Source organism: Longibacter salinarum (assembly GCF_002554795.1).
Classification (GTDB): Bacteria; Bacteroidota; Rhodothermia; order Rhodothermales; family Salinibacteraceae; genus Longibacter; species Longibacter salinarum.
This window is the reverse complement of the sequence record NZ_PDEQ01000002.1, coordinates 251,893-276,751: the sequence shown is the minus strand read 5'-3', so window position 1 is coordinate 276,751 and position 24,859 is coordinate 251,893. Positions and strand designations below refer to the sequence as shown.

The 24,859-nt window shown below is 60.4% G+C and carries 22 protein-coding genes; 16 read left to right on the top strand and 6 right to left on the bottom strand.

What is annotated here, in order from left to right:
- Positions 1-266: 266 nt before the first annotated feature.
- On the bottom strand, positions 267-2,447 hold the full coding sequence (locus CRI94_RS04660) for a Cdc6/Cdc18 family protein (RefSeq protein ID WP_098074510.1): 2,181 nt from the start codon (positions 2,445-2,447) through the stop codon (positions 267-269).
- A gap of 369 nt (positions 2,448-2,816) precedes the next feature.
- Here CRI94_RS04660 and CRI94_RS04655 point away from each other — a divergent pair, with 369 nt between their 5' ends.
- Entirely contained in the window at positions 2,817-3,563 is a 747-nt protein-coding gene (locus CRI94_RS04655) for a DUF3047 domain-containing protein (protein WP_098074509.1), read from the top strand.
- 18 nt (positions 3,564-3,581) lie between these two features.
- Here the strand turns inward: CRI94_RS04655 and CRI94_RS04650 are convergent, their stop codons facing one another.
- Positions 3,582-3,854, bottom strand: a complete 273-nt coding sequence (locus CRI94_RS04650; protein WP_143815303.1) for a hypothetical protein — start codon at positions 3,852-3,854, stop codon at positions 3,582-3,584.
- Between the two features lie 534 nt (positions 3,855-4,388).
- Here CRI94_RS04650 and CRI94_RS17460 point away from each other — a divergent pair.
- The 4 genes from CRI94_RS17460 to CRI94_RS17620 all read left to right on the top strand — a co-directional run bounded on the left by CRI94_RS17460 (position 4,389) and on the right by CRI94_RS17620 (position 8,852).
- Complete coding sequence (locus tag CRI94_RS17460; RefSeq protein WP_143815302.1) at positions 4,389-4,667, top strand: hypothetical protein; 279 nt, start codon at positions 4,389-4,391, stop codon at positions 4,665-4,667.
- Between the two features lie 41 nt (positions 4,668-4,708).
- Entirely contained in the window at positions 4,709-5,182 is a 474-nt protein-coding gene (locus CRI94_RS04645; protein WP_098074507.1) for a CBS domain-containing protein, read from the top strand.
- Between the two features lie 357 nt (positions 5,183-5,539).
- Positions 5,540-8,449 (top strand): aminomethyl-transferring glycine dehydrogenase, encoded by a 2,910-nt coding sequence (gene gcvP, locus CRI94_RS04640; protein ID WP_098074506.1) that lies wholly within the window; start codon positions 5,540-5,542, stop codon positions 8,447-8,449.
- Between the two features lie 250 nt (positions 8,450-8,699).
- Positions 8,700-8,852, top strand: a complete 153-nt coding sequence (locus CRI94_RS17620; RefSeq protein WP_179862165.1) for a hypothetical protein — start codon at positions 8,700-8,702, stop codon at positions 8,850-8,852.
- Between the two features lie 212 nt (positions 8,853-9,064).
- On the opposite strand, the gene CRI94_RS04635 is transcribed toward CRI94_RS17620, so the two are convergent.
- Complete coding sequence (locus tag CRI94_RS04635) at positions 9,065-9,277, bottom strand: hypothetical protein (RefSeq protein ID WP_098074505.1); 213 nt, start codon at positions 9,275-9,277, stop codon at positions 9,065-9,067.
- A 230-nt stretch (positions 9,278-9,507) separates the two neighbouring features.
- On the opposite strand from CRI94_RS04635, the gene CRI94_RS04630 reads away from it, so the two are divergent.
- The 6 genes from CRI94_RS04630 to CRI94_RS04605 all read left to right on the top strand — a co-directional run bounded on the left by CRI94_RS04630 (position 9,508) and on the right by CRI94_RS04605 (position 17,188).
- A complete protein-coding gene (locus tag CRI94_RS04630; protein WP_098074504.1) occupies positions 9,508-10,911 on the top strand; it encodes a TolC family protein in 1,404 nt (467 codons plus the stop codon).
- A gap of 117 nt (positions 10,912-11,028) precedes the next feature.
- Positions 11,029-12,102: an efflux RND transporter periplasmic adaptor subunit gene (locus CRI94_RS04625; protein ID WP_098074503.1), complete on the top strand. Its 1,074-nt coding sequence runs from the start codon at positions 11,029-11,031 to the stop codon at positions 12,100-12,102.
- A gap of 83 nt (positions 12,103-12,185) precedes the next feature.
- Positions 12,186-15,500, top strand: coding sequence for an efflux RND transporter permease subunit (locus CRI94_RS04620; RefSeq protein WP_098074502.1), 3,315 nt, complete (start codon positions 12,186-12,188; stop codon positions 15,498-15,500).
- A gap of 53 nt (positions 15,501-15,553) precedes the next feature.
- A complete protein-coding gene (locus CRI94_RS04615) occupies positions 15,554-15,862 on the top strand; it encodes a hypothetical protein (protein WP_098074501.1) in 309 nt (102 codons plus the stop codon).
- 63 nt (positions 15,863-15,925) lie between these two features.
- Positions 15,926-16,132, top strand: a complete 207-nt coding sequence (locus tag CRI94_RS04610) for a YgaP family membrane protein (protein ID WP_098074500.1) — start codon at positions 15,926-15,928, stop codon at positions 16,130-16,132.
- Positions 16,133-16,381: 249 nt separating this feature from the next.
- Positions 16,382-17,188, top strand: coding sequence for a hypothetical protein (locus CRI94_RS04605; protein WP_098074499.1), 807 nt, complete (start codon positions 16,382-16,384; stop codon positions 17,186-17,188).
- A gap of 129 nt (positions 17,189-17,317) precedes the next feature.
- On the opposite strand, the gene CRI94_RS04600 is transcribed toward CRI94_RS04605, so the two are convergent.
- A complete protein-coding gene (locus CRI94_RS04600; RefSeq protein WP_098074498.1) occupies positions 17,318-17,599 on the bottom strand; it encodes a hypothetical protein in 282 nt (93 codons plus the stop codon).
- Between the two features lie 662 nt (positions 17,600-18,261).
- Entirely contained in the window at positions 18,262-18,966 is a 705-nt protein-coding gene (locus CRI94_RS04595) for a DUF4159 domain-containing protein (protein WP_098074497.1), read from the bottom strand.
- 186 nt (positions 18,967-19,152) lie between these two features.
- Between CRI94_RS04595 and CRI94_RS04590 the strand changes: the two genes are divergently transcribed.
- The 5 genes from CRI94_RS04590 to CRI94_RS04570 all read left to right on the top strand — a co-directional run bounded on the left by CRI94_RS04590 (position 19,153) and on the right by CRI94_RS04570 (position 23,140).
- A complete protein-coding gene (locus tag CRI94_RS04590; protein ID WP_098074496.1) occupies positions 19,153-19,350 on the top strand; it encodes a hypothetical protein in 198 nt (65 codons plus the stop codon).
- A 44-nt stretch (positions 19,351-19,394) separates the two neighbouring features.
- Positions 19,395-19,583, top strand: a complete 189-nt coding sequence (locus CRI94_RS04585; RefSeq protein ID WP_098074495.1) for a Clp protease/crotonase-like domain-containing protein — start codon at positions 19,395-19,397, stop codon at positions 19,581-19,583.
- Between the two features lie 95 nt (positions 19,584-19,678).
- The gene (locus CRI94_RS04580) at positions 19,679-20,860 is read left to right on the top strand and encodes a cupin domain-containing protein (protein WP_098074494.1); all 1,182 of its coding nucleotides are present in this window, start codon (positions 19,679-19,681) and stop codon (positions 20,858-20,860) included.
- Positions 20,861-20,887: 27 nt separating this feature from the next.
- A complete protein-coding gene (locus CRI94_RS04575; protein WP_098074493.1) occupies positions 20,888-21,466 on the top strand; it encodes a DinB family protein in 579 nt (192 codons plus the stop codon).
- 192 nt (positions 21,467-21,658) lie between these two features.
- Positions 21,659-23,140 carry an amidase gene (locus tag CRI94_RS04570; protein ID WP_098074492.1) on the top strand — a complete coding sequence of 494 codons (1,482 nt, stop codon included), beginning with the start codon at positions 21,659-21,661 and terminating at the stop codon, positions 23,138-23,140.
- A 15-nt stretch (positions 23,141-23,155) separates the two neighbouring features.
- On the opposite strand, the gene CRI94_RS04565 is transcribed toward CRI94_RS04570, so the two are convergent.
- On the bottom strand, positions 23,156-24,787 hold the full coding sequence (locus tag CRI94_RS04565; RefSeq protein WP_179862164.1) for a hypothetical protein: 1,632 nt from the start codon (positions 24,785-24,787) through the stop codon (positions 23,156-23,158).
- Positions 24,788-24,859: the final 72 nt, after the last annotated feature.

Sequence of the window (24,859 nt, the reverse complement as noted above, 5' to 3'; positions counted from 1 at the left end):
GGGTTGCGTATGTTCTTTAGTAGACGGGACAGACTCAGCGTCAGGCGAAGTGTCAGGCGAAGTGCGATGCGTCGTTTCCATGACGTCGAGGAGAATCGGTCAGAAGGTTGGCGGACGCCTTCCGTCGAAGACGCATCCCCATTCTGCCCATTCATCGTCTCGCGCAACAGGCCATTCTTTGTTCACCTGGTACCCAGCCGGTGTCGAGTCACTCGTTTGTTACACCGATTCCCCCCTCAAACGTACGAATAATCAATTCCTCGACATCAGTCGTTTTCACCGCGGTCGCCCACCTCATCCCGCCACAGTAGATCGGCAACGTGTTGGATGCCCCGCTTCAGATACCGCCGGTACGTGCTGAAGGCAAGATTGAGATGCTCGGCGGCTCGCTCCTGAGTAGGCTGTGGGTTGAGATACGTCGCTCGCACGGCCCGGTAATACTTCGCCGTTTTCGGATCGCTGTCGAGCGAGTACGCCGCCTCATCAAGTCGCGTCCGGAGCGCCTCGATCCGTTCATCAGCGGAGGCGTCTAAGCCCGTTGCCTCTGCGATCAGACGGGAGCGAAGGAGTGGATTGTCGTGCATCGCTTCCGGTCTTGCGTGCGCCTTGAACGCTTCTTTGACGGCATCGTCGAAATCGGATCGGCTGAGCACGATCATGGTCGGAGACGCGGACGCCGGTTCGGGCATCGCAGGCGAAAGGTCGCGGTCGGCGAGACGGTCGAGCCATGCCTGTGGTGGCACCACGCGCCAGTCGTGACCAAACACAGCATACGCGTCGTCTCCCACAGAAAAGTCTGCGGCCGAGACGCGATGCATGTCACCATACGCGAAGAGGAGCTCCCACTGCTCCGGCTTCGCAGCGGGAATAAAGGTGTACGCGAGACCGGGCGTCGACAGGTAGTAGCGAACGCGATAGGCAGAAATCAGGCTCTGCACGGGAGAGATGTCCTGATAGCTATCTCGAGCCATCCAGAAGCGAAAGTGAGATGCGATTTCCCCTTTTCGGAGGGGTGCATCGGTTTCCAGAAACGAACATGCAGCCTCCACGGCTGGATCGGCGTCTCGGTCTTTCTCCGTGACGGCACTCAGGTCGATCTGCATCAAGAAACCGGCCGGTGTGGTGTTATCGTCTCGGAAGACGTGTACCGTGCTCGCATCATGGTTCCACCAGTGCTCGAAGCACTCGGCCGAAGCCTCATTTTCATTCTGAGCCACCATCTTTCTCAGAGGCCCGCGATCCTCACTCGTCGCAGCGTCGCGAACAGGGGGCGTTCGAGCATTCCATTCGTTCCGCAGGCGCTGGAAGAACGGCCGAACGACTGGATTATGGCGAAACAGGTACAGGTAATCCGTCAGGATGCCCTGGGCCTCATTGCCAGCGTCCGTACCGACGGTCTGCGTGGATGTCGCGTCGTCCAGAGCATCGAGGTAGTGCGTACGGGCCCGTTGCTGGAGGCGATCAAAGCGATCATGATCCCGCCAGCGGAGATCGGCAGCAATCGCGGTCCGAACGATGTCGTGTGGAAAGATCCCCTCCGAGCTCGTCTCGATGAATGAAAGTTGTCTCAGCCACGTAAACAGGTCGTGGGCACCGATCAGCCGTTCCGGCGTCCCGTTTCCCGTTGCGTACCCCATCGATGAGCCTCCGTCATCAGTTCCTTTCAGAAGCGTAGACAGCAGTGGCTCCGAGCAGACGCGGACGAGCGCACACGCTTCCAGGGCCTGACGATGACGGTCGGACGGAACGCGCTCCAGGAAACGTCGAACGAGCGTACCCACGAGGTCTGGCGAGTCGATTGGGTCGAAATTCGCGTCCGCCCCCTGCGCCACCGCATCGGCCGCGAGCGACAGAGCGAGCGGGTGACCGTGCGAGAACCCGAGGATGCGCTCTCGAACATCCCCTTCGATCCCGCGCCGGTCCAGGTAGCGCTCCCCGAGACGCCGCGGCAGATTTCGTAACGGCTGGATTTTTAACAGCGGCTCAAGTCCGAGGTCCGATCGCCATGAAGCGGGAGGCGGTGTTCGTCCCGACAGAACGACGATTAACGACGCCGGAAGTCGCGGGATCAGATTCGACCGAAACCATTCGTAAAGCGGTGTCCAAGCCTCAAAGGTATCGACGAACAACACCTCCATCGAGTCGGGCGCTGAGGGATCGACGGACAAGTCCAGCCCCGCCTCTTCGATCGCTTTTTCTGCTGCCTGCGGGGTCGGCTCCACGTTCCGTGCATCAACAGCACACACGGATACGGATCGGTCGGCGCAACGGAATTGCATTTCCTGCGTCAATGCCGTTTTTCCAACGCCTCCCGGACCGTGGATGTAAAGCACGGCGAAGGGGGGCACGTCCGCATCAATAGCGTGTTCGAACGCGTCTAGCTCGCCCTCCCTCCCGACAAATCGGTTCTGGTGGGCAGCACGAAGTCGATCGGCAAATGATGGCATAGACGAGAATCGGATGGCGGCAGCTGTGGGAATACACGACGGCAATGGGCCGTGGTCACCGACGGAGCACGGGCTTGTGGTCGCGTGATGCTACATGCTCAGGGCAATAAAGGATCGCTTCAATTCAGAAAAGAACGCAGCGCGTATCCCTGAGCAGCGATAGCAAATCATCGTGCTCTTTTGCCCATGACCTTCACGCATGGAGCGAAGTTCGGGTCGTGTCAGGTGGCGAGAAATATGTAACATCATGCGCATGAGCAGACTCTGAACACGACCTGATCTGTTAACAGGCACACGTAGAGGATATGCTTCCCGTGCGTCCATCCATTGATGCTCACGTTTATCTACCGTAAACCTGTTTCGACTGCCATGTCCTCGATCCGCTCCTCCAAGACGGTCGCCGGCCTCGCTATCATTCTTCTCCTTGTCGTAGCAGGGGCCGCCACCGTCCACCCCGACGTGCTCACGATCGGTGCCTTTTCGTCCGCCTCGGCCCAGCAGATCACCCCAACCGGATGGGAACGCATCACATTCGGCAAGATCGACGTGGAGACGGAGTACAACCTCGTCCGCGCACCGGACGACTCGACGGTCGTGCTCCGCGCTACCAGCGACGGCGGAGCGTCCGGGCTCGTGACCCGGCGACGCATCGATCCAAACGAATATCCAATTCTTCGCTGGCGGTGGCGCGTCAGCAACGTCCTTGAGGACGGGAACGCGCGAACGAAGGATGGTGACGATTACGCAGCGCGGATCTACGTAACGTTCGACCACGACCTGGGGATCGGCGGACGCATCAAGCGAACGGCGCTCAAGGCGCTTGGCTATGACGACATCCCGTCCCGTGCTCTTAACTACGTCTGGGCCAATCAAGTGGACGCCGGACAGATTTTCCCGAGCGCGTATACGGACTGGGTGATGATGATTCCCGTTCGCAGCGGCTCGTCAGACACCGGGCGATGGGTGACCGAGCAGCGCAACATCCTGGAGGATTATCGCCGGGCTTTTGGCGAAGACCCACCGGCCGTAACGGGAATTGCAATCATGACAGACACGGACAACACGGGTGGAAAAACGACGGCTTATTACGGAGACATCATTTCCGTTCAGAGATAGACGACCGAACCCGTTCCCCTATTCGTCTAGACCCGCGACTCGCTCGAGCGCCTCACCGATTCGCTGGATCTCTTGAGCCACGGCATCAAGACTCACGTCGGCCCGAGCGGCATTCTTTTTGACACCCTCTAGTTGCTCGCTGGAGGCGTCCTCTTCGAGCCTTTCCTCGCACAGCGCCTGTATTTCCCCAAGTGCACGACAAGCTGCCGTAAGTGATTTTTCAGCTCCGTGTGCGGCGTCTCCCATTTCTGCCAACCTAGCGTTTAAAGCGGGAATCAGTCCCTCATCCATGTGCATCAGTGAGTCAGGTTCAAACGGTTACGTAAACCTCGACCCGCACCCAGGCGCAACAAACAGATCGACCTGAGCAGGTCAGAAGCGTAACGTAACAGCTGGTTGTCGAGCACGCAAACGCACTTGGCGACGCCTTTCCAGGTCGGACCGACACCGAGAAATGGATGACACCGTATCCTCTTTTGGATGAAAAGAGCCTTTCCTCAGGCAACTTCGCCTTTCCGAAAGAACCGTAATATGCCGTACGGGCATCCCTGACCGGCAAGTTCACAGATACTACACGCTCGACCTGACTTGTCCCCACACCCTCCCTGCAGATGTCCCTTCACATACCGGAGCGTCGATTACAGTAATTGTGAACGTACCCCGAGCAACCACTGACCGCGGATCGATTATCCGGACAAAGAAACCGGGAGATTGGGATTGACGGTCGAAGCCCGTTTGCATCTGCCGACGTGTCATCGCGGTCGACTCAGATCCAGGCGAACGCTCGTGGGATCGTGTTATCTGAACCTGCTGTCCCCGAACGCTATGAGCCGCTCCCGCTCCCCACGTCGCCCCGGCACAACCAACGTGTGCTGCGAGCACTGCAACGAACCGGTCGTCAACCTTGATCAACTTCTCCTGCTAACCTCCACGGATAGCACACCTGAATGCCGCGTGGCGGTTACGATCCACGCAAAGTGCGCTGATGACTTCATCGAGAGTCACCCTGGGGCATGGCAGCGGTACGCGGGTCGCTCGAGTAGCGCCAGCTGGTTCCTCCCGATGATGATCCGTTGGCCCGGTCCCCGCACGCAGCAGCCGTAACCTGCCTCGTCCCACCCGTTTCATCGAAACCCTGTGATCCCATGGCTGCCCACGTCCGCGACATCCTCAAGCAAAAAGGAACGAATGTATTCACGGTCGACTCCGATGCGACTGTGTTTCACGCAATCGAGCTGATGGTGCAACACAACGTCGGTTCGCTGCTGGTTCTGGACCCGAACCCCGACCCAGGTGAGTCACCGGTCGAGGGTATCTTTACAGAGCGCGATTATCTTCGTCGCATCGCTCTGAAAGGTCGCACCTCCCGCACGACGAAGGTTGAAGAGGTGATGACCTCAGAGGTCATAAGCGTCTCCCCATTCAACACTGTGAAGGAGTGCATGCAGTTGATGACGGAGGCCAAGATCCGTCACCTCCCCGTCGTTGAGGATGGCGAACTGCAGGGCCTGATTTCGATCGGGGACTGCGTGCGCCAGGTCTCGCGCGACGCACAAACCGAAGTCGCCCACCTTCAGAGCTACATCCAGAGCGTGGTCATGGGACGGTACCCTGCTTGAGGTTTGGATGTATGAAAGTGTGGAAGTTTGAATGTAGGGAGAGGAGAAAGATTCTGAGGGTGTGAGCGTGTGGGAGCCTTAACGGGTGGCAAACTCCCCCTCACGACTCAAAGCCCTCAGGCTCACTCCCCAACCCTGAACCTTGAACCCTGAACCTTGAACCCTGAACCCTGAACCCTGAACTTTCCTCCGTTCATGTAACCGCAGTGAAACCCCTTCCGAGGAGGTGTTTCTTTCGGACGAATTGGCGAACATGAAGTCGTGTCTGGTCGTTAGATCGCTGCTTTCAAATAGGACTGAAAGCGGCGTTTTTGCGTCCCCGTTCCCGCCCGGTTCTCGTCCCAACCGTTCCTCGACATGGCCATCGACCTTTCCGTCACCGATCGTTTTGCGTCCCGCCACATCGGCCCGTCCGACGCAGACGTATCGGCGATGCTCGATACCCTCGGCGTTGACAGTCTTGACGCGCTCGTAGATGAAGCCATCCCGGCTTCCATCCGGTCGGATCGTCCTCTTGATCTGCCCCCGGCTGTCACCGAGCGCGCACTCCTCAACCGTGCGCAAGAACTCGCCGGGCAAAACGATTCCCATCGCTCGTTCATCGGCATGGGATACAGCGGCACAGTCACGCCACCGGTGATACAGCGCGACATCCTGGAGAATCCGTCCTGGTACACGCAGTACACGCCGTATCAGGCGGAAATTGCACAGGGCCGCCTGGAGGCGCTCCTAAACTTCCAGACGATGGTCATCGACCTGACCGGGCTGGAGATCGCGAACGCCTCCCTCCTCGACGAGGCCACGGCGGCGGCGGAAGCGATGATGATGCTCAACCGCATCACGAAGCGGCAGAAGTCGCGGACCTTCTTCGTCGCCGAAGACTGCCACCCGCAAACGATCAGCGTCGTGCAGTCGCGTGCCGAGCCGATTGGCGTTAACGTGGTTGTCGGTGACCCGAACACGTTTGAGTTCAATGACGACGTCTTCGGTGTGCTGCTCCAGTACCCGACGACGGACGGCTCGATCGAGAACTACCGGGACATCTGCGAACGGGCGCACGAGAACGATGCCTATGTCACCGTTGCAGCGGACTTGCTCGCACTGACGCTCCTCACACCACCGGGTGAGATCGGAGCGGACGTCGCTGTCGGCTCGACGCAGCGCTTCGGCGTTCCCCTCGGCTTCGGCGGGCCACACGCTGCCTACTTCGCGACCAAAGAGCGCCATAAGCGCCAGGTCCCAGGTCGCATGATCGGCGTGTCGAAAGACGCCGAAGGCAATATGGCGCTCCGCATGGCGCTGCAAACCCGCGAGCAACACATCCGCCGCGGGCGCGCAACGTCCAACATCTGCACGGCCCAGGTGCTGCTCGCTGTAATGGCGTCCATGTACGCGGTCTACCACGGGCCGGAAGGACTGAAAGATATCGCCACCCGCGTGCACGACCTCACGAAGATCCTGGCGAACGGCCTGGAGCAAACCGGCCACTCGATCCGCAACGACCACTTCTTCGATACGCTCCGCGTCGACCTCGACGGCATCACGCAGGACGCCATCCGCGAGGCCGCCGAAGCGCACAAGATCAATCTGCGCTACTTCGACGACGGCTCCGTCGGCGTCTCGCTCGACGAGACGGTGTCCGCCGATGACCTGGACGCCCTGTTCACGGTATTCGGCGCAACGAACGGGAAGAAGCTCTACGCGAAAGACGTTGCCACCGACCTCGACTCCGGCTACGACGGTCCGCTCCAGCGTGAGACCTCGTACCTCGATCATCCGGTTTTCCACAAATACCAGTCGGAAACCGAGCTGACGCGGTACATCCATCGCCTCGCACGGCGCGACCTGTCGCTGACGCAGAGCATGATCCCGCTCGGCTCCTGCACCATGAAGCTTAACCCGACGGCAGCGCTGATGCCGATCTCGATGCCGGGCTTCACCGACGTTCACCCGTTCGCTCCGTCCGATCAGACGGAGGGCTACCGGGCCGTCATCGAGGAGTTGTCGGATTCGCTCGCAGAAATTACCGGGTTCGACGGCGTCTCCCTCCAGCCGAATTCCGGCGCGTCCGGAGAGTACGCTGGGCTCCTCGTCATCCGCGCGTTCCACCGCGCCAACGGCGACAAAAACCGAACCGTTTGCCTCATTCCGGAGTCGGCCCACGGCACCAACCCGGCCTCCGCGACGATGGCCGGCATGAAGGTCGTCACGGTCGACTGCGACGACAACGGCGATGTCGACCTGGAGGACCTGACGGCGAAAGCTGAGAAGCACAGTGATGAACTCGCCGCGCTGATGGTCACGTACCCGTCCACCCACGGCGTCTTCGAGGACCATATCCAGGAGCTCTGCGACGTGGTGCACGAGCACGGCGGCCAGGTCTACATGGACGGCGCCAACATGAACGCACAGGTCGGCCTCTGCCGCCCCGGCGAGTTCGGCATCGACGTGTGCCACCTGAACCTGCACAAGACGTTCAGCATTCCGCACGGTGGCGGCGGCCCGGGCGTCGGCCCGATCTGCACTGCCAAGCACCTGTCTCCTTTCCTCCCCGGGCACCCGATCGTGGAAACGGGCGGCGACCAGGCAATCGACCCCGTATCGGCTGCACCGTACGGCTCCGCCCTCATCACGCTCATTTCCTGGGCGTACATCAAGATGCTGGGAGCCGACGGACTCACGCAGTCGACCAAGACGGCGATCTTGAATGCCAACTACATCGCCAAGCGGCTCTCCGACCACTACGACGTCGTCTACTCGGGCGATCACGGACGCGTCGCCCACGAATTTATCCTCGACCTTCGCCCCTTCCGAAAAAACATCGACATCAGCGAGCAGGACGTGGCGAAGCGACTGATGGACTTTGGCTACCACGCCCCGACGATGTCGTGGCCGGTGGTCGGTACGCTCATGGTTGAGCCGACGGAGAGTGAGTCGAAGGCAGAGCTCGATCGCTTCTGCCAGGCGATGATCAACATCCGGACGGAGATCGAAGAGGTCGAAAACGAGAGTGTGGACCTCGACAGGAGCCCACTGAAGCAGGCACCGCACACGGCGGAGATGATCGCGCGCGACGGCTGGGACCTCCCGTACAGCCGCGAGCGTGCGGCCTTCCCCGCGGACTGGACCCGTGCCGACAAGTTCTGGCCGACCGTCCGCCGCGTCGACGACGCCTTTGGCGACCGGAACCTCATCTGCGCATGCCCCCCGATGGAGGCATATCAGACGGATGACGAGGAGGACCTCAAGGAGGCGTTAACCGCATAATTCCGAATTCGACGGGCGAAATGGGAAGGGCGAAGGGTCCAACTCCCCTCCCCATGCAATTACGAAGCGCCGAGCGGCTCCCAGCGATGGGACGCGGTTCGGCGTTTTCTCTTTATTGCCTGATTCCACTGACCGGCTCGAACACAACACACTGGGACGACCGTATTGTTAGGCCCCCGGCTCCCGGATCAATCTGAGACGCGACCTTCTCCCCTTCCTTTTTCGCGATCCATACGGCAAACAGGTTATCATGCCCGAACATAAGATCTGGCTGATCGCCGGCGCGATCATCATCGTCGACCTCCTCATCTTCATGGTGCCGATCGTCCCAATCGTGGCGGCCTACATCCTTGTCGCCCGTCCGCCGTGGTTCAAGACGTTCATCGACGACATTTATAAATAGCCCCACGCCGACCTCCCGTTGATCCTACCGGAGACCGGAGGCCACAAATATACATCACGTTCCCGACGCCGGGTCGCTCTCTGCAGCGGTCCGGCGTTTTCTATTTGCCCTCTCTCCTCTCCCGGCTCTGTCCACGGGTGTACGCTCCCCTTTTGTTTGGAAAATCTGGGACACGTACACCGTCACAGCATCTTCTGCCAGTGCAGCCGCATCTACCGGGCGCCTCCATCGAACTGAACATACTCGAACGTTCTGCCTCGAGCCCCGGTAGCGCGGTCTGCCCACGTCGTACGAACGGGCTCGCGTGCGCTCGACGCAACCCCGTCCGGCTCAAGGTCCCCCGTCTCGGGCGTGCGAATATCCCCCACATCAAGACGCACCCATGAACCACAACGATATTCTTCGTCGATACTATATTCTTTCATCGGGATGTAGTTACCTTACATGAATCAAACAAACCTCGATCAACAAACCGTCCCCAAAGCGCTCTGAGTACACTTATGGATCTGAATTCCAGCAGATTTGCACACGTACGCTGGACTACTGCGCGATCATATGCCATTGGAACAGATCCTGTAATGCCCCATTACATTACTCGAAAGTGATACAGTATCACACACAGCACCCTTTCTCGCAGGCCATTCCCCGCCCGTTCATGACGTCACCCTCGATCCGTTTTCGTCATCTGCCCGTTCCATCAGGTCTCTCCGTCGCAATCGCGATCATGCTGGCGGGATGGCTCGCCACTGGGGCCACACCGCAGGTGAAGGCCCAGCCTGTCACTTCCGCAGGCGACACGCTGTCCCTCACACTGGAAGCAGCTCTGCAGAAGGCGCGCGCGGAGAGCTTCCCCGTTCGCGACGCGGAGGCGCAGCACCGGGCGCGCCGTGCACAGAAGCGACAGTCACTGGCGGTGTTCTTTCCCCGTATCTCTGCCGCAGAAGAGGGCGCAACGACGACCGATCCACTCAATGCGTTCGGCTTCAAACTCCGACAGGAGACGGTGACGCAGGCCGACTTCGCTCCCACGACGCTTAACGACCCAGAGCGCATCGATAACTTCACGACACGCGTGCAGGTTGAGCAGCCGCTCGTCAACCTGGACGGCCTTTTCGACCGTCGAGCTGCTTCCAGTGCCGTGAAGGCCGCTGCGAAGCAAACCGAGCGAACGCGCGAGGTTGTCGCCTTTCAGGTCAAGAAGGGCTACTTCGGGCTCGTCCTGGCCCGGGAGCAGCTCGAGGTCATCGATGAAGCCTTGAACGCCGCTCGCAAAAATGCACAGCAGTCCGAAGATCTGTTCGACGAGGGTATGATCACGCGTGCTGACGTGCTGGCCGCCCGGGTCCGGGTGCTGGACCTCGAGAGTCGACGCACCGATGCCGTCGCCCGCTTCCGAAGCGCGTCCGATCAGCTGCGCTTCCTTCTCGGCGTCAAAGAACGGGTGCACGTCCAGGCTACGGACTCCCTCACACAGGAAGCACCACCCCAGGACACACTCACGGCCGCAACCGCCAACCGTCACCGGTCGGACATGCAGGCGCTTCGCTTGCGTGCTGATGCCGCACGGGCACAGGTACGTGCCCGGTGGATGGCCTTCGTGCCCCGACTGAATGCAAGGGGCACCTACGCCTGGAACGACGACACGGCGTTCGGGACCGATGCGGCGGGTTACACGGTCGGCGCCTCGTTGACGTGGAGCCTATTCGACGGCTTCCAGCAAATCGGCAAGGCCCAGCAGGCAGAAGCCGAATTGCAGCGGGCCGACATCGCCCTGCAGCGGCAGTCGCTACAAAATGAAGTCGACATCACCGAAGCACAGCGCAACCTCATGGCCGCTCGGCAGCGCATCAAGCAGGCCGAAGCTGCCGTCGAGCAAGCCGAGGAAAGCCTTCGCATCCGCTCCGATCGCTACGCGGAAGGCCTGGAACGCACCTCCGACTTGCTCCAAGCCGAAGCTACGCTCGCCGAACGTCGACTCGCACACTTGCAGGCGCTCTACCAGCACAACGTCACGCTCTACCGGCTTGAGCTTCTCACCGAACGGACTCTCACGAGGTGAGAGAGGTAGGTAGTTGGTAGTGAGTGGTTGATTGGATTTCGCCTCTCACTTTCGTCGAAAACCGAAATGTTTGAATCCGCTCCAATCCACAATCCACCATTCACAATCCACATTTCAATGACCCCTTCCCGCTTACTTGCTGCCCTTCTGCTCGCCTCCGCGCTCACGTTTTCCGCCTGCAGCTCCGAGGAGTCGACAGATCCGTCCGATGCAGAGCCGATGTCTGTAACGACCGCGGTCGCAGCCGAATCGGCGGAGCCCACCGTCTACCGATACAGCGGCACCATTCAGGGCGCCCGCCGCATTCCGCTCTCAACCAAGATGATGGGGACGATCACGTCACTCGACGTGGAGGCCGGTGACCGCGTCCGCCGCGGCCAGACGCTCGTTCAGGTGCGCAGCCAGAACGTTCGCGCACAGAAACGACAGGTCGAAGCTCGGCTCCAGGAAGCACGTGCTGCGCTGAAGAACGCGAAAACCAACTTCGAGCGGATCGAGTCGCTAAAGGCAAAGGATAGCGCAACACAAAAGGAGTTCGACGATGCGGAGACGGGCTTTGAACGGGCCAAAGCACGCGTCGAGGCGCTGGAGAGCCAGCTGGCGGAGATCAACGATACGCTCGACTATTCGACCATAACCTCCCCGATCGACGGGTTCGTCGTGGAGAAACGTGCCGAGGAAGGCGCCCTAGCGACGCCGGGCCGACCGCTGCTCGTCGTCGAGACGCTGGACGAGTTGAAGGCCGTCGTACAGGTGCCGGAAGCCGAGATCAACCGCTTCAAGATGGGCGAATCCGTCAACGTCGAGATTGGCGCCGCAGATGACGCCACATTGTCCGGCGAGGTCACGCAGATCAATCCCGGCGGCAACTACGCGAGCCGTCAGTTCGAGGTACAGGTCAAGTTGAACCGGGACGATGCCGGGGATATCAAGTCAGGCATGTATGCAGAAGTCCTGTACCCCGTGGAAGAAGCCCCAACCCTGACGGTCCCCGCGGACGCGATCGTCCACCGGGGCCAGCTCACGGGGCTCTTCGCCGTACACGACTCCACCGCCCTCCTACGCTGGGTGCGCGTTGGCGAACAGCGAGGCGACCGAATCGAGGTTCTCTCGGGCCTGCGTCCAGGTGAAACCTACATCGCCGACGCAACCGGTCGAATCCTGGACGGCCAGACCGTTCGCACGCAATAAACTCTTCTCTCGCCCTCTCTCCGCGCCCTGCGGCTCGTGACTGAGCGAGCTCGCACGTACCGATTTTAATCCCGCACCTCACCATGGCACAGACGAACGGACTTGCCGGCAGTATCGCACGCGGCTTCATCAACTCAAAACTGACGCCGCTGCTAATGGCCGCCTTCCTCGGCATCGGCCTCTATAGCGCCTGGCTGACGCCGAAAGAAGAGGACCCGCAGATCGAGGTCCCAATGGCCGACATCGCGGTTCGCTATCCCGGCGCAACCCCACAGGAGGTCGAGCGCCGCGTGGCTGAACCGCTGGAGCGCCTCGTGACGAATATCGAAGGCGTCGAGTACGTCTACTCCACCTCGATGCCCGGGCAAGCGCTGGTGTCGGTCCGCTATTTCGTCGGGGAGCGTTCCGAGGAGAGCATGGTGAAGCTCTACGAGGAAATGCTCAAGCACATGGACCAGATGCCGCCCGGCGCCAGCATGCCGCTGATTCAGACGCGGGCCGTGGATGATGTCCCGGTGCTGACGCTCACACTCCACGCCGACCATGAGGACTACGACGACTACCAGCTCCGGCGGATCGGCGAAGAGATGGCGATGGACCTGAAGGCCGTCGATGGCGTCGCGGATGTCAGTGTACACGGTGGACGCGCGCGAACGATGCGCGTCACCCTCGACCCGAACCGCCTGGCCGCTTACCAGATCGATCCACCTTCGATCGCCCAGCAGCTCCAGGCTGCCAACCAGCAGATGGACGCCGGTACGTTCGAGAAGGGCGATACGTCCTTCATGGTAGAAACCGGTGCCTTCCTCTCCTCCGCTGACGAGGTGAAAAACCTCGTCGTGGGTGTACACCAGGGCAGTCCGGTGTACCTGCGTCAGGTCGCTGACGTGCAGGATGGACCGGCCGAACCCAAGAAGTACGTCTCCTTCGGATACGGAGCCGGACATTCCGACAACGCGGAGACGGAATCGACGTCGGCTGAGCAACGTACCGGTGGGCTCCGCCCGGCCGTAACCGTTGCCATTGCCAAGCGAAGCGGCAAGGACGCGATGACGATCGCCGAACGAGCGCTGAAAAAGGTCGAGGTGATGGAATCGACGCTCGTCCCGAACGAAGTGAGCGTGACCACGACGCGCAACTACGGAAAATCAGCGTCGGACAAAGTCTCGGAGCTACTCATCCACCTTCTCGGTGCCATCGCAGCCGTCACGATCATCGTGAGCCTCGCCATGGGCTGGCGCGGCGGCCTCGTGGTCTTCCTCTCGGTGCCGATCAGCTTCGCACTGACGCTCTTCGTCTACTACTTCTTCGACTACACGCTGAATCGGATCACCCTCTTCGCGCTCATCTTCGTGACAGGTATCGTGGTGGACGACTCCATCATCGTCGCGGAGAACATGGAGCGACACTTCAAAATGAAGCGATTGCCGAAATTCCAGTCGGCCATCGCCGCCATCAACGAGGTTGGCAACCCGACCATTCTCGCCACCCTGACCGTGATCGCCGCCGTCCTGCCGATGGCGTTCGTCAGCGGCCTGATGGGTCCGTACATGAGTCCGATGCCGATCGGTGCGTCGATGGCGATGACGTTCTCCCTCATCGTAGCACTGATCATCACCCCCTACCTCGCCTACCGTCTCATTGCCGGCGGAAATGACGAGGAGGAAGACAATTCCGAATCCGACTACAATCTCGAGGAAACGGCCATCTACCGCTGGTACGCCGCGACCATCGAGCCCATGCTGAACAGCCCGTGGAAGCGCTGGTCGTTCATCGGCGTGACCACAGTGCTCCTGCTCGGCGCGGTGTCGCTGTTCTACTTCCGGGTGGTGACGGTCAAGATGCTGCCGTACGACGACAAGGATGAGTTTCAGGTCGTGGTCGACATGCCGGAAGGCACAACGCTGGAGCGTACCGATGCCGTCCTCCGAGAAATGTCGGCCTTCCTCACGAAGCAGCCGGAGGTTGTCGACGTCCAGACGTACGCGGGTGACGCCGCGCCCGTCAACCTGAATGGACTGGTTCGCCACTACGACATGCGCTCCGCCCCACACCAGGGCGACATCCAGGTGAATCTCGCCTCCGCGCACAACCGGAACGAGCAGAGTCACGCGATCGCCAAACGGATGCGCGCCCCCCTCGCGGAGATTGGGTCGCGGTACGATGCCAGCGTGAAAGTGGCCGAGGTGCCGCCGGGGCCGCCCGTGCGCGCCACACTCGTCGCGGAAATCTACGGCCCCGACTTCGACACGCAGGTCACTCTGGCCGACAGCGTACGACAGGTGTTCGAGGAAACAGAAGGCGTCGTTGACGTGGACTGGCGCGTCGAAGACGATCAGACGAAGTACACCTTCAACGTCAATAAGGAGAAGGCGATGCGAGCAGGTGTGCCCGCAGCCCGCATCTCCGAGACAATGCGCCTTGCCCTCGGCGGACAGGACGTGACGACGATGCACCTTCCCGAGGAACGGTCACCGGTCGGCGTGCACCTAAGACTCGGACAGGAGCACCGGTCGAGTCTTGCAGATCTGAAGAACGTTCGCGTGCAGTCGCAGACGGGCGCCATGATTCCCGTCGCGGACCTCGTCACCGTCGAAGAAGGCGTCCGAGATAAGTCGATCGACCGCAAGAATCAGCGCCGGGTCGTCTACGTGATGGCCGACGTCGCTGGAGACATTGAGAGCCCCATCTACGCCATGCTCGACATGGAGGAGAAGCTGGAGGCGATCGATGCGCCCGCCGGCTACGGCTTCGGTCAGCTCTACACCGACCAACCGTTCGCGACCGACGGCTACTCGCTGAAGTGGGACGGCGAATGGCGCATTACCTACAAGGTGTTTCGCGATCTCGGCATCGCCTTCGCCGTCGTCCTGCTGATCATCTATATCCTGATCGTCGGGTGGTTTCAGGACCTCCTGGTGCCGCTCGTGATGATGGTCGCGATCCCGCTGTCGCTCATCGGCATCGTGCTCGGCCACTGGATGCTCGGGGCCTTCTTCACCGCCACCTCCATGATTGGATTCATTGCTTTAGCCGGAATCATGGTGCGTAACTCAGTCCTCTTAATCGACTTCATTAACCTGCGGCTGGCCGACGACGTGCCGCTCCGGCAAGCGGTAATCGAGGCGGGTGCCGTACGGACGCGCCCCATTCTGCTGACCGCAGGTACTGTCGTCATTGGCGCCGTGGTGATCCTCTTCGATCCTGTCTTCCAGGGACTCGCGATCTCTCTCATGGGTGGCGCGATCGCATCGACAGCCCTTACGCTCCTGATCGTCCCGCTGATCTACTTCATGCTCCGCAACGAGCTGGACGATACGACCCTCGTCAGCGACCCCAGCGAAGGCGTTCAACGTTCAGAGTTCAAGGTTCAAGGTTCTAGCGTCCCAACGTCTTAACGCTCCAACGCCCCAACAATTCGCAATTCGAAATCCCCAATCCACAATCAACCATGAAACTCGTTGCCGTCATGAGCCTGGACTCGAATCGGGAGGAGTTGCACCGGATGTACCGGGAGCACTCGATCCAGGTCTTCAGCGAAATCGATATCAGAGGCTATCATCACACCCAGACGCCGTCGGCCGTGGATGTCGGATGGTTCGGGCACGCCTCGCATCCCGCCTACTCGACGCTCACCTGGGCCTTCCTTCCGTCCGATCAAGCCGAACACCTGCTTGACGCGATCGCGGAACTCAACCATGAGACCGACCCGAAACACCCGGTCCGAGCGTTCGAAATGCCCGTTGACCGGAGCATCTGAGTTCTCGGGATCGAGAGCGAAATCAGCCCTCGCGCCAGCAAGATCACGTAACCATCGATTCCTATGCGCATCTGCAACGTACCCTCCACCAGCGAAAAGATCGTCCGCGTCCTCGCTGGCGTCGTGAGTCTCATCGGCCTCGCAATCGGCTACTTCGGTCCCGACTGGGGCTACCTGCTGACGGTTTTCGCCAGTATCAACGTCATCCAGAGCGCCTTTACCGGGTTCTGCCCACCGGATGTCCTGTACCGGTACTTTCAGTCCTCCTGAGAGCTCGTTCTCGGCTCTCTTGAGCAGAGGGCCGTGCGCTTGTCCGGACACACCGTACGAGACAAGCATATTTCTCTCCACGCCTGAGATGACGGACAGGTGATGACACAGACCGCGATAATCCGTATCATGCACTAATCATTTCGCGCATGAACGAACCCGTCGCGTTCTGCCATGACCCGCAACAGACATCCTGTGACTTCAGAACAGTCGACTGACCGTTCGTCGGCCACCTCATCGGAGCGTTCCGTGCCGGACACCAACGAGGACATTCAAGGCGAGACTACTTCGGCGCTCAGACTTCGCAGTCCGTCATGGCTTCCAGAAGCGATCCGCTCGCGAATGACCGGGCGTCGCCTCGCACTGGTCGGGTTTGCTTTGGCGCTCGCTCTCTCCTTCTCCGTCGGGCGCGGGGAAGCGTTCATCGAGGCGGTCGTCATGATCGGCATCCCACTCTTCATCATACTGAAGGTCGCCCGGTCGCGCCTCCGCCAGTCAAATATTTCCCATACCTCGCTCCGTGAGACGCCTCGATCAACCATGGTGCTGACGGCAGGCCGACTTGTCGCTTGGGGGGTGCCGACGTTCGGCGGAGGATTCTACGGACTGGTAGCGACCATTACCTTTGTCGCCTACCAGATTCGCGAGCTCGGTGACGCGGATTGGCTTCAGCCAGACGCCTGGAACGGAGCCGTGACTCGCGCCTATGCCGACCCATTCGCGTTTCTCGCGCACGATGTGGCGATGATGCTGTGGGACCTCCTCCTGCCCATCAGCGCCAACTGGATTCAGGGCCTGATACGCGCCGCCATCTGGCCGGTATACGTCCTGTCGTGGGGCGGCCTCTTGGGCCTAGCTGGGGTGATCATTCTGGGATTCGCATACACCCGATTGATGCCGCGACTCTGGCCGGTTGTGCTGGCGCGCATCGCCACGCGCAACGCACGGATTCGTCCCGTTTCCTCATCTGAAACGCCCATTGTGGAGGTGACAGATTCGGACAAACCTCGCACAGTCAAACAGCTTCCCCGTCGTGAACAGGAACGGGAAGAGTAGTACACCTGCGAGGTCGCTCTCCTGTCAAGCCATCGGGGACATAGAAAAGCCGGCATCCCGAAGGACAACCGGCTTCTTGTCAATCTGAATATGTATCGCCGTAACGCCAGGACGCGGCGAGCAGTCCAACTATGCCGCCCGAGAGTCGCCAAAGCCAAGGTCGGGGCCGTCCTGCAGCGAGCGGTTCATCCGATCCCAAACCTCGTTTAACGAAGCATCTTCAGCTGTCCGATCCTCTGGAGACTCGTCCACTACGTCTTCTGCACCCGTGTACTCTTTGAGGGAAGAAACGCGACGACGCAACAGGTCTTCGATCAGGCTTTCCACGCTCCGGCCCTCGCTGTCTGCAATGCGCGCGGCGCGCTCAAGGAGAGATGCGTCGATCTGAACGCCAACCGATTCCGTAGCCATGATAGAGGTCTGGGGTTGTTTCGTGTCCTTCGTGATGGGCAGTACATACAAGTTGCGTGCCGATCATTCATAACGAAGAACCACGGGGAAGAGTCCGCTGCATGTTCAGTTCTTACACAGCACTCACACTCCTGAGGTAGACCTTTAGAGTATCCGACATATCAAGCGCTCCTCCAACACGTGCTTCACGAAAGCAGCACCAGGGACGCTAAAATAGCCTCTCGCCAAATTCCAACATCTGCGTCAGGCCATATTGACATCTCGAGGCATTGGCCTGGCAAACCAACCAGATTCGACGATGTCCGTGGATGAACGTCGTTGAAGCGATATAAGATGAATCATGCGTCAGGGCAGGAGCACCACTGCAGCCGCGGCATGCACTCACGAGCGCAGGGAGATATTGCCGGGACGTCTGTACCGATACTGGGGAATATTTTCCCATACGCATTAAAACCTATTTGGCAAACAGCCTCCGGCCGGCCAAGAGTGCGGACCTCTCGACGGTCGGTCCTCGCTATGCCCGCAGCACGTTAGCTTCGTGAACCGTACCCACCGTGGCTCCTGCAATCGGATCCGAAGATACCTTCGTTCGGGCCAGAGACGTGAACCCTCGACCGTTCCTTGGCTCATATCAGCTCAAGATCCGGCCATGAAACAAGGTTCTAATGCGTCATCGCGTACGTGAGAATATTTGCTCCCATGCGCAAGGCAGCTTGGCGCTTCTCCGGGGAGTTGTTGTGAACGGACGCAGGCTCCCATCCGTCTCCAAGATCCGACTCGTACGAGTAAAACACCATGATCCGACCGGCATCGTCTCGTATTCCCAAGCCCTGCGGTGCCTTCCCGTCGTGCTCGTGAATCTTGGGCAATCCGTCCGGGAAACGATACCGCATGTTATAGATCGGGTGATCGAAGGGAATCTCTTCCAGTTCGCGGTTTGGAAAGACCTTCTTTAGCTCGCGGCGGATGTGTTCATCCAGGCCGTAGTTGTCATCGACGTGTAAAAACCCGCCGCCCTCCAGGTACTGACGAAGACGCTCGACCTCCGACGGAGAGAGCGATACGTTACCGTGCCCCGTAAGATAGAGGTAGGGGTAGGCAAAAAGGTTGTTGCTCGTCAGTTCGACGGTCTCCGCCTCGGGGGCCACACTGAGCAAGGTGTTCTCGCGAACGAACGACAAAAGCTCTGGCAACGACTGCTCATCGCTGTACCAGTCGCCCCCGCCCCCGTATTTCACGCGGGCAATGACCACACTCGGCTCATCGGACTGCGCCCAAGCCGGAACCGCCTCAGAGAAAAATAGAAGGCTGATGACCAGAAAGGTGAACCACCGGACGCGAAAAGAAGAAGTCAGTGTAAGAGCCATCGACAGCGAGGGACGAAACGATTCAACGGAGGACATGCCGGATGTTAACCCATGGCTGCGGTGCAGGATTCAGCCAGTCCGAACAACCACACCTCCGGGTGCCATTCTTTTCTATCAACGGACGAACCCCTCCACAGAGCAGGCGTTTGCACCTCGAACGCGACTCAACCACAGGCCCGACCCCTCATGTCCCGCTTTCTGAAAGCTCTGCTCATCACCGGCATCGCAACCGGTGCCGCGGCGGTCCTTCTTCGCTCGCTCGATCTCGAATCCGCCCAGCCCGAGATCGACGACGATATCGCCGCTCTTGGCTTCGATCCGAATGATATTCCAGACGAGGATGCGGAACTGCTGCTAAAAGAACTTGCTTCGCACCTGATGTAAATGCGAGCTCGTTCTCGATCCGCGTGGTATCCGAATCCCGTCTTATGCCCGAAGAATATAGCAAATGCCCGTCCTGTGCACTCGAATACGAAGATGACGGCGACGTGGACGTCTGCCCGTACTGCGGCTACGAATTCCCCGAACGCGCCAGGAGCACCCGCTGGGTAGCGTGGGTCCTCGTCCTCCTGATGCTTTGGCCCGCAATCAAAGGCATCATGTACCTGCTCGGCTAATGCCCTACCACAGACGATAGAAGGCGAAAACGCCTGCCCTTCGCCCTTCGCATTTCGCCCTTAGCATTTCGCACCTCGCCCTCCCCCTCTCCTCCATGCCCATTCCTTCGACCCTTCTCGGAGATCTTTCGCCGGAAACATTTCTAAACGAGTACTGGCAAAAGAAGCCGCTCCTCATCCGCGGCGCACTGCCCACCTTTGAATCGCCACTGGAACCAGGCGAACTGGCAGGACTCGCGTGCGAAGAGGGTGTCGAGAGCCGCCTGATTCTCGAAGAGGGCGGCGAGAAGCCATGGGAGCTTCGCTTTGGCCCGTTCGACGAGGAGGATTTCCTGAGCCTTCCGGAGTCGAAGTGGACCGTGCTCGTCCAGGAGGTCGACCGCCTCATCCCCGAGGTTGCTGACCTTCTCGATGCCTTTGCGTTCGTCCCGAAATGGCGTATCGACGACGTCATGGTGAGCTACGCGCCAAAGGACGGAAATGTCGGCGCCCACATCGACAACTACGACGTCTTCCTGCTTCAAGGGCAAGGCACGCGCCGGTGGGAATGGGGCGAGGAGCCGGTCCAGAACGAAGAGATTGTGCCCGACCTCGATGTTCGCATGCTGAAGGACTTCGAGGCGGACCGCGAGGCCGTGCTCGAACCGGGCGATATGCTCTACCTTCCCCCCCGCGTGGCACACCACGGCGTGTCGCTCGACGATGAGTGCATGACCTATTCGATCGGCTTCCGCGCGCCGAGCCACGAAGAACTCATCGCCGACTTCATGCAGTACGCGATGGAACGGATCGACCCGGACGCGCGCTACGGCGACCCCGACCTCACCGTCCCCGATGAGCCGGGAGAAATCTCGGCCGATGCGCTTGCGTCCATCCGTGGCCTCCTTCGCAGTCTCACGGAAGACGACGACACGATCGACCGGTGGTTCGGCGCGTTCGTGACGGAACCCAAACGGGACCGATTCGCGATGCCCCTCCCCGAGGACGTTTCTGCGGGCGAGATCGCCGAAGCCATACGGTCGGGCGAGGGACTTCGCCGCGGCCCGGCGACAAACCTCGCGTTCATCCCCCACGACGATGGAACGGCGAGCCTCTTCGCCAACGGGTCGGAGATCCTCCTCGGAGACGAGATTGCGTTCGCCGCTCCGCTTTTGACGGGCACGGAATTCATCCCCTCCAGAGAGCTCACTCCCCATCTGGACGATGACGCCTTCCTGTCGCTCGTTCAGCATCTCGTGAACGACGGGCTCCTCGAGCTCTCTCCTCCCGTCGAGTAGCCTCTTTTCTGATAGACCTTTCCCCGAATGCCCAGCCCCGACATTGCCTCGCCTCAGATCGAGCGGTACCTCCAGGGTTTCCGTGACATCAAATCCAACGCGGAGGCTCTCGTGCATGGCACAGACGACGAGATTTTGAACACGCCGCCCGCGCCGGATGCGTGGTCTGCCATTCAGTGCTTCGACCATCTGAACACGGCTGGCTGGCTCCTGCTCGCGCGCATGGAACGGTCAATCAATGATGCGGAAGAGAACGGTCCATACGGAGAAGGGCCATTCGAATACGGCTTCGTGAGTCGCATGATGATTCGACTCATGCAACCGTCCTCGCGGCTTTCGATTCCGGCGCCCGCGTCGTACGCCCCCGATGCTCACAACACCCTCGAACCACACGCGGTCACGACTGAATTCCTTCAGCTTCAGGACGACTTGATCCACTGCTGCGAACGCTCCACCGGACTCGACCTGCGCAACGTACGCGTCGCATCTCCCGCCGTCCCGATCGTCTCGATCAGCCTGGGCGCCTGGTATGAAGCGACGATCGCCCACGAAGAACGGCATCTTGCACAGGCGAGGAATGCGGTCCGCGCGGCTATTGACGTGTGAAGGTCTGAAGGTTTGGAGGTTTGGAAGTATTAGAACCTGTTTTGCGAACAGCCTTCGCCCATCCAGAGGTACAGACCTCCCGACGGTCGGTGCTCCGTCCATCGTGAATGGCCGACTGCTTTTTCCTCGGGTGAGTTCGCCGGACGCCTGTCCGTGACTCCAATACACAATCCACAATCCACCACAATCGCGATGTCCGCTCCTCTCGTCGATCCCCGGCAGTTTCCGGACGCGACAGACCTTGCTGAGGCCATCCGGTCGGGTGCCCGATCCGGCGAGTCGGTGGTCGAGCTGCATGTCGAGCGCATCGAACGGTTCGATGACACACTGAACGCCGCCGTCGATGTGCTGGGCGAGAGCGCGTGGGCGAAGGCCGAGGGACAGGCCGCGAGCGGAGGCCCCCTGGCAGGCGTGCCGATCAGCATCAAGGAGACGTATGGCCTGAAAGGTGAACCCGTCACCGCCGGGTCCGTCCGTGCGCCCGAGCATCTCCCGTCTCAGGATGCCATCGTGGTGCAGCGACTGAAAAAAGCCGGCGCCGTCGTCCTCGCTCGGGGCAATGTCCCGGAGTTTGCGATGACACACGAGACGGTGAACCTCCGATATGGGAAAACCAATAATCCGCTGTCGCCCGACCGCATTCCCGGGGGATCCAGCGGAGGAGATGCCGCCCTCGTTGCATCGGGCGGCGTTGCTTTCGGCATGGGACCGGATTTAGGCGGGTCGATCCGCTACCCGGCGCACTGCTGCGGCGTCGTTGGCTTTAAGCCAGCCTCCGGTCGCGTCGACCCGAATGGAACGTGGCCTCCTCGCGACCCAAATGCGCCGGAGCTTTTTGCCGACACGATGATGTCGCTCGGGCCGATCACACGGTCCGTGCGCGATGCACGCCTCGTGTACGAAATCATTGCGGATGAGCCCGTCCCAGCGTCATACGTCAAGACGCCTCGCATCCTCGTGCCGCAGGACTTCGAGATGGAGATTCGCGAGGATGTGATCGACGATGCCTGGTCGGACGCCGCGCGTGCCCTCGCCGATGAAGGCAATGAGATCGAAAAACCGTCTGCGTTCCCTCCCGCCGGGCGCATCTACAGCGATTTCCTCAACGTCATCATTCGCGACTATAATCGCTTTTTCTGGAAGGGCCTCCAGACTTCGGAGGGCGAGGACCTGTCGGTGCCCATGGAGCTGTTTCGCCACGCCACCGGCTCGCCAACCGTGCACTGGCATTTCCTCCGCCTCCTCCTCGGCATGCAGGCGATGCGACCGTCGAACGAGGAGGCCGTGCGCAGTCAATCTCGCCTGATTCGCCACCGCCGCACCATACGTGAACACCTCGGCGATGACGGTCTGCTCCTGCTCCCGACGAACGGCGCGCTGGCGATGAAGCACGGCCGGGCGGCATCGTACATGGCGCGGCCCGGCGTCCGCAAGCTGTTCACCCCGACGATCTTCGCGAACGCGATGAACCTGCCGGCGATCAGTGTGCCCGTTTGGACAAGAAGGGATCGCAGTACCGGTCTCGTCCCCGGCGTTCAACTCATGTGTGCGCCCGGCGCCGAAGACCTACTTTTCCGGACGGCCGAGACACTCGAAGCTACGCTCCGCAGTCCGGCGTCCATCACCGATCGCGAAGCGGAAGCGCTCAAAGACAGCACTGACACATCCAACTGAGCGAGCGATTGGATATTATCTCAGCATTTCGCCCGCCGCTTGCTCGATTTGCGACGCCAGCCATTCGGCCTCTGCGTGATCGGCTAGAAGACGAGCCGCGACCACGCGATGTCCCGTCAGGCCACGTCGCTCCAGATAGGCGTTCCAAGATTCTCCCGAGCCCGGCCTCCCGATCCCAAGGTTGCTGAACATACGGCGCGTTGTGCTCACTGTATCATCCCGTGCCGGCCGTACGCGATGAACGTGAAGCTGGTACATATTTGCGGACGGCGCAACCGTCACCCGATCGACATTGTCGGCTACAAGTTGCGTTGTCGATTTCATTCCCAGGGCTCCTTCCTCAATCCTCACACCCTCATGTGTTACGGTGATGCGGCTCCGATGCGTTGCGTAGTTGTACGTGGCCCAAGCAAAAAGGAGGGCGACCATCCCGAACACGACACCCGAAAAAACATGCGCGTGCAGGAGAAAAGAATAGCCTCCTGTCCCGAATGCCGCGGTCAGAACCGTGAATGCGGCGATGTACCACGGATGGCGAGATGGACCGAAATAAATATCAAGCCCTCCTCCCGGCAGGCGTTCCACGTCTGCCTCTCCACGAGCTGACGCCTCGTCGTAGTCGACCTCAAATTCGTCGTAGTGAGGGACGCTGTCGGCTTCAGGGAGCGGGACCGGAAAAACGGGTACCTCGATGACGCTCGTGTAGTCCACACCGGGGACGGCGGCGGTTGTCCGTAACACCCACTCGTACCGCACATCCGTACGTTCGGGCGTGGACGACGGGCGGTCGGCGGGCAGGTCGAAGCTCACGGGCACGTCGACGGTTTCCCCCGACGACGGCAGGGGACGCATCTGCTTCTCGTCACGCCAGAGCAAATCGCGTCGGACATCCCTTTCCCCACGACCGCGCGCGACAAGTCGACGCCGGTAGCACGACAGCTTTACCCGCACGCCCTCGCCCACGACCTGATCGGCCGGGATCTCCGTTTCGAGGACGGCTCGGAACGGGCCGCCCAGCACACCGGGATGCGGATTGAGCTTGAGCGTCGACGCACCAAAGCGCAGTCGCTGCCGCATTCGGTACAGACCGATAGTCAGCGTCAGCAGGCCGAGCGCACCGAACACGCCGGCCAGGATCCACTGCTTTTCGCCCCCCCAGACCGACAGCGCCAATAAGCCACTTGCAACGACAATAGCACCCGTACCGATGATCGTGGTTGTACGACCCGTGGCTATTTCTTCGAAGGTCGAACGATCGGACGAAATCGTTCCGTTCCTCCATTCTTCCCGAACGGTCCACGGCTCCTCGTCGGAGGACAGCCGATCGATTTCAGAACCCGGCTCCTGCGCATCGTCCGACTCGGGATCTACACCGGAATCGACTGACTTTCGGCCGCCTCTCGCGTCGTCCTTTTCATCCCGCGCCACATCGACAATAGAATCCGACTCGACGTCTTCGGGCTCGACCTCCTCCATCGATGCTTCGGAAAGCGTTCCGTCCTCGGCCGCGGACGACGAATCGTTCCAGAGATAGATTAGCAATCCCGTTCCAATCCCACCACACCCAAGAACGACCGCAGTAAATACACCAATTTCCTCGCCCGTCATGGACGAAGAGGTCCCAAACAGGAGTAGAGCAGCAAACATGGCTGCAGCGAGAAGGGGTAGCGCGATCAGATGACCGCATCCCATTTTCAGGGTTCTCAACATGGGGGAGAT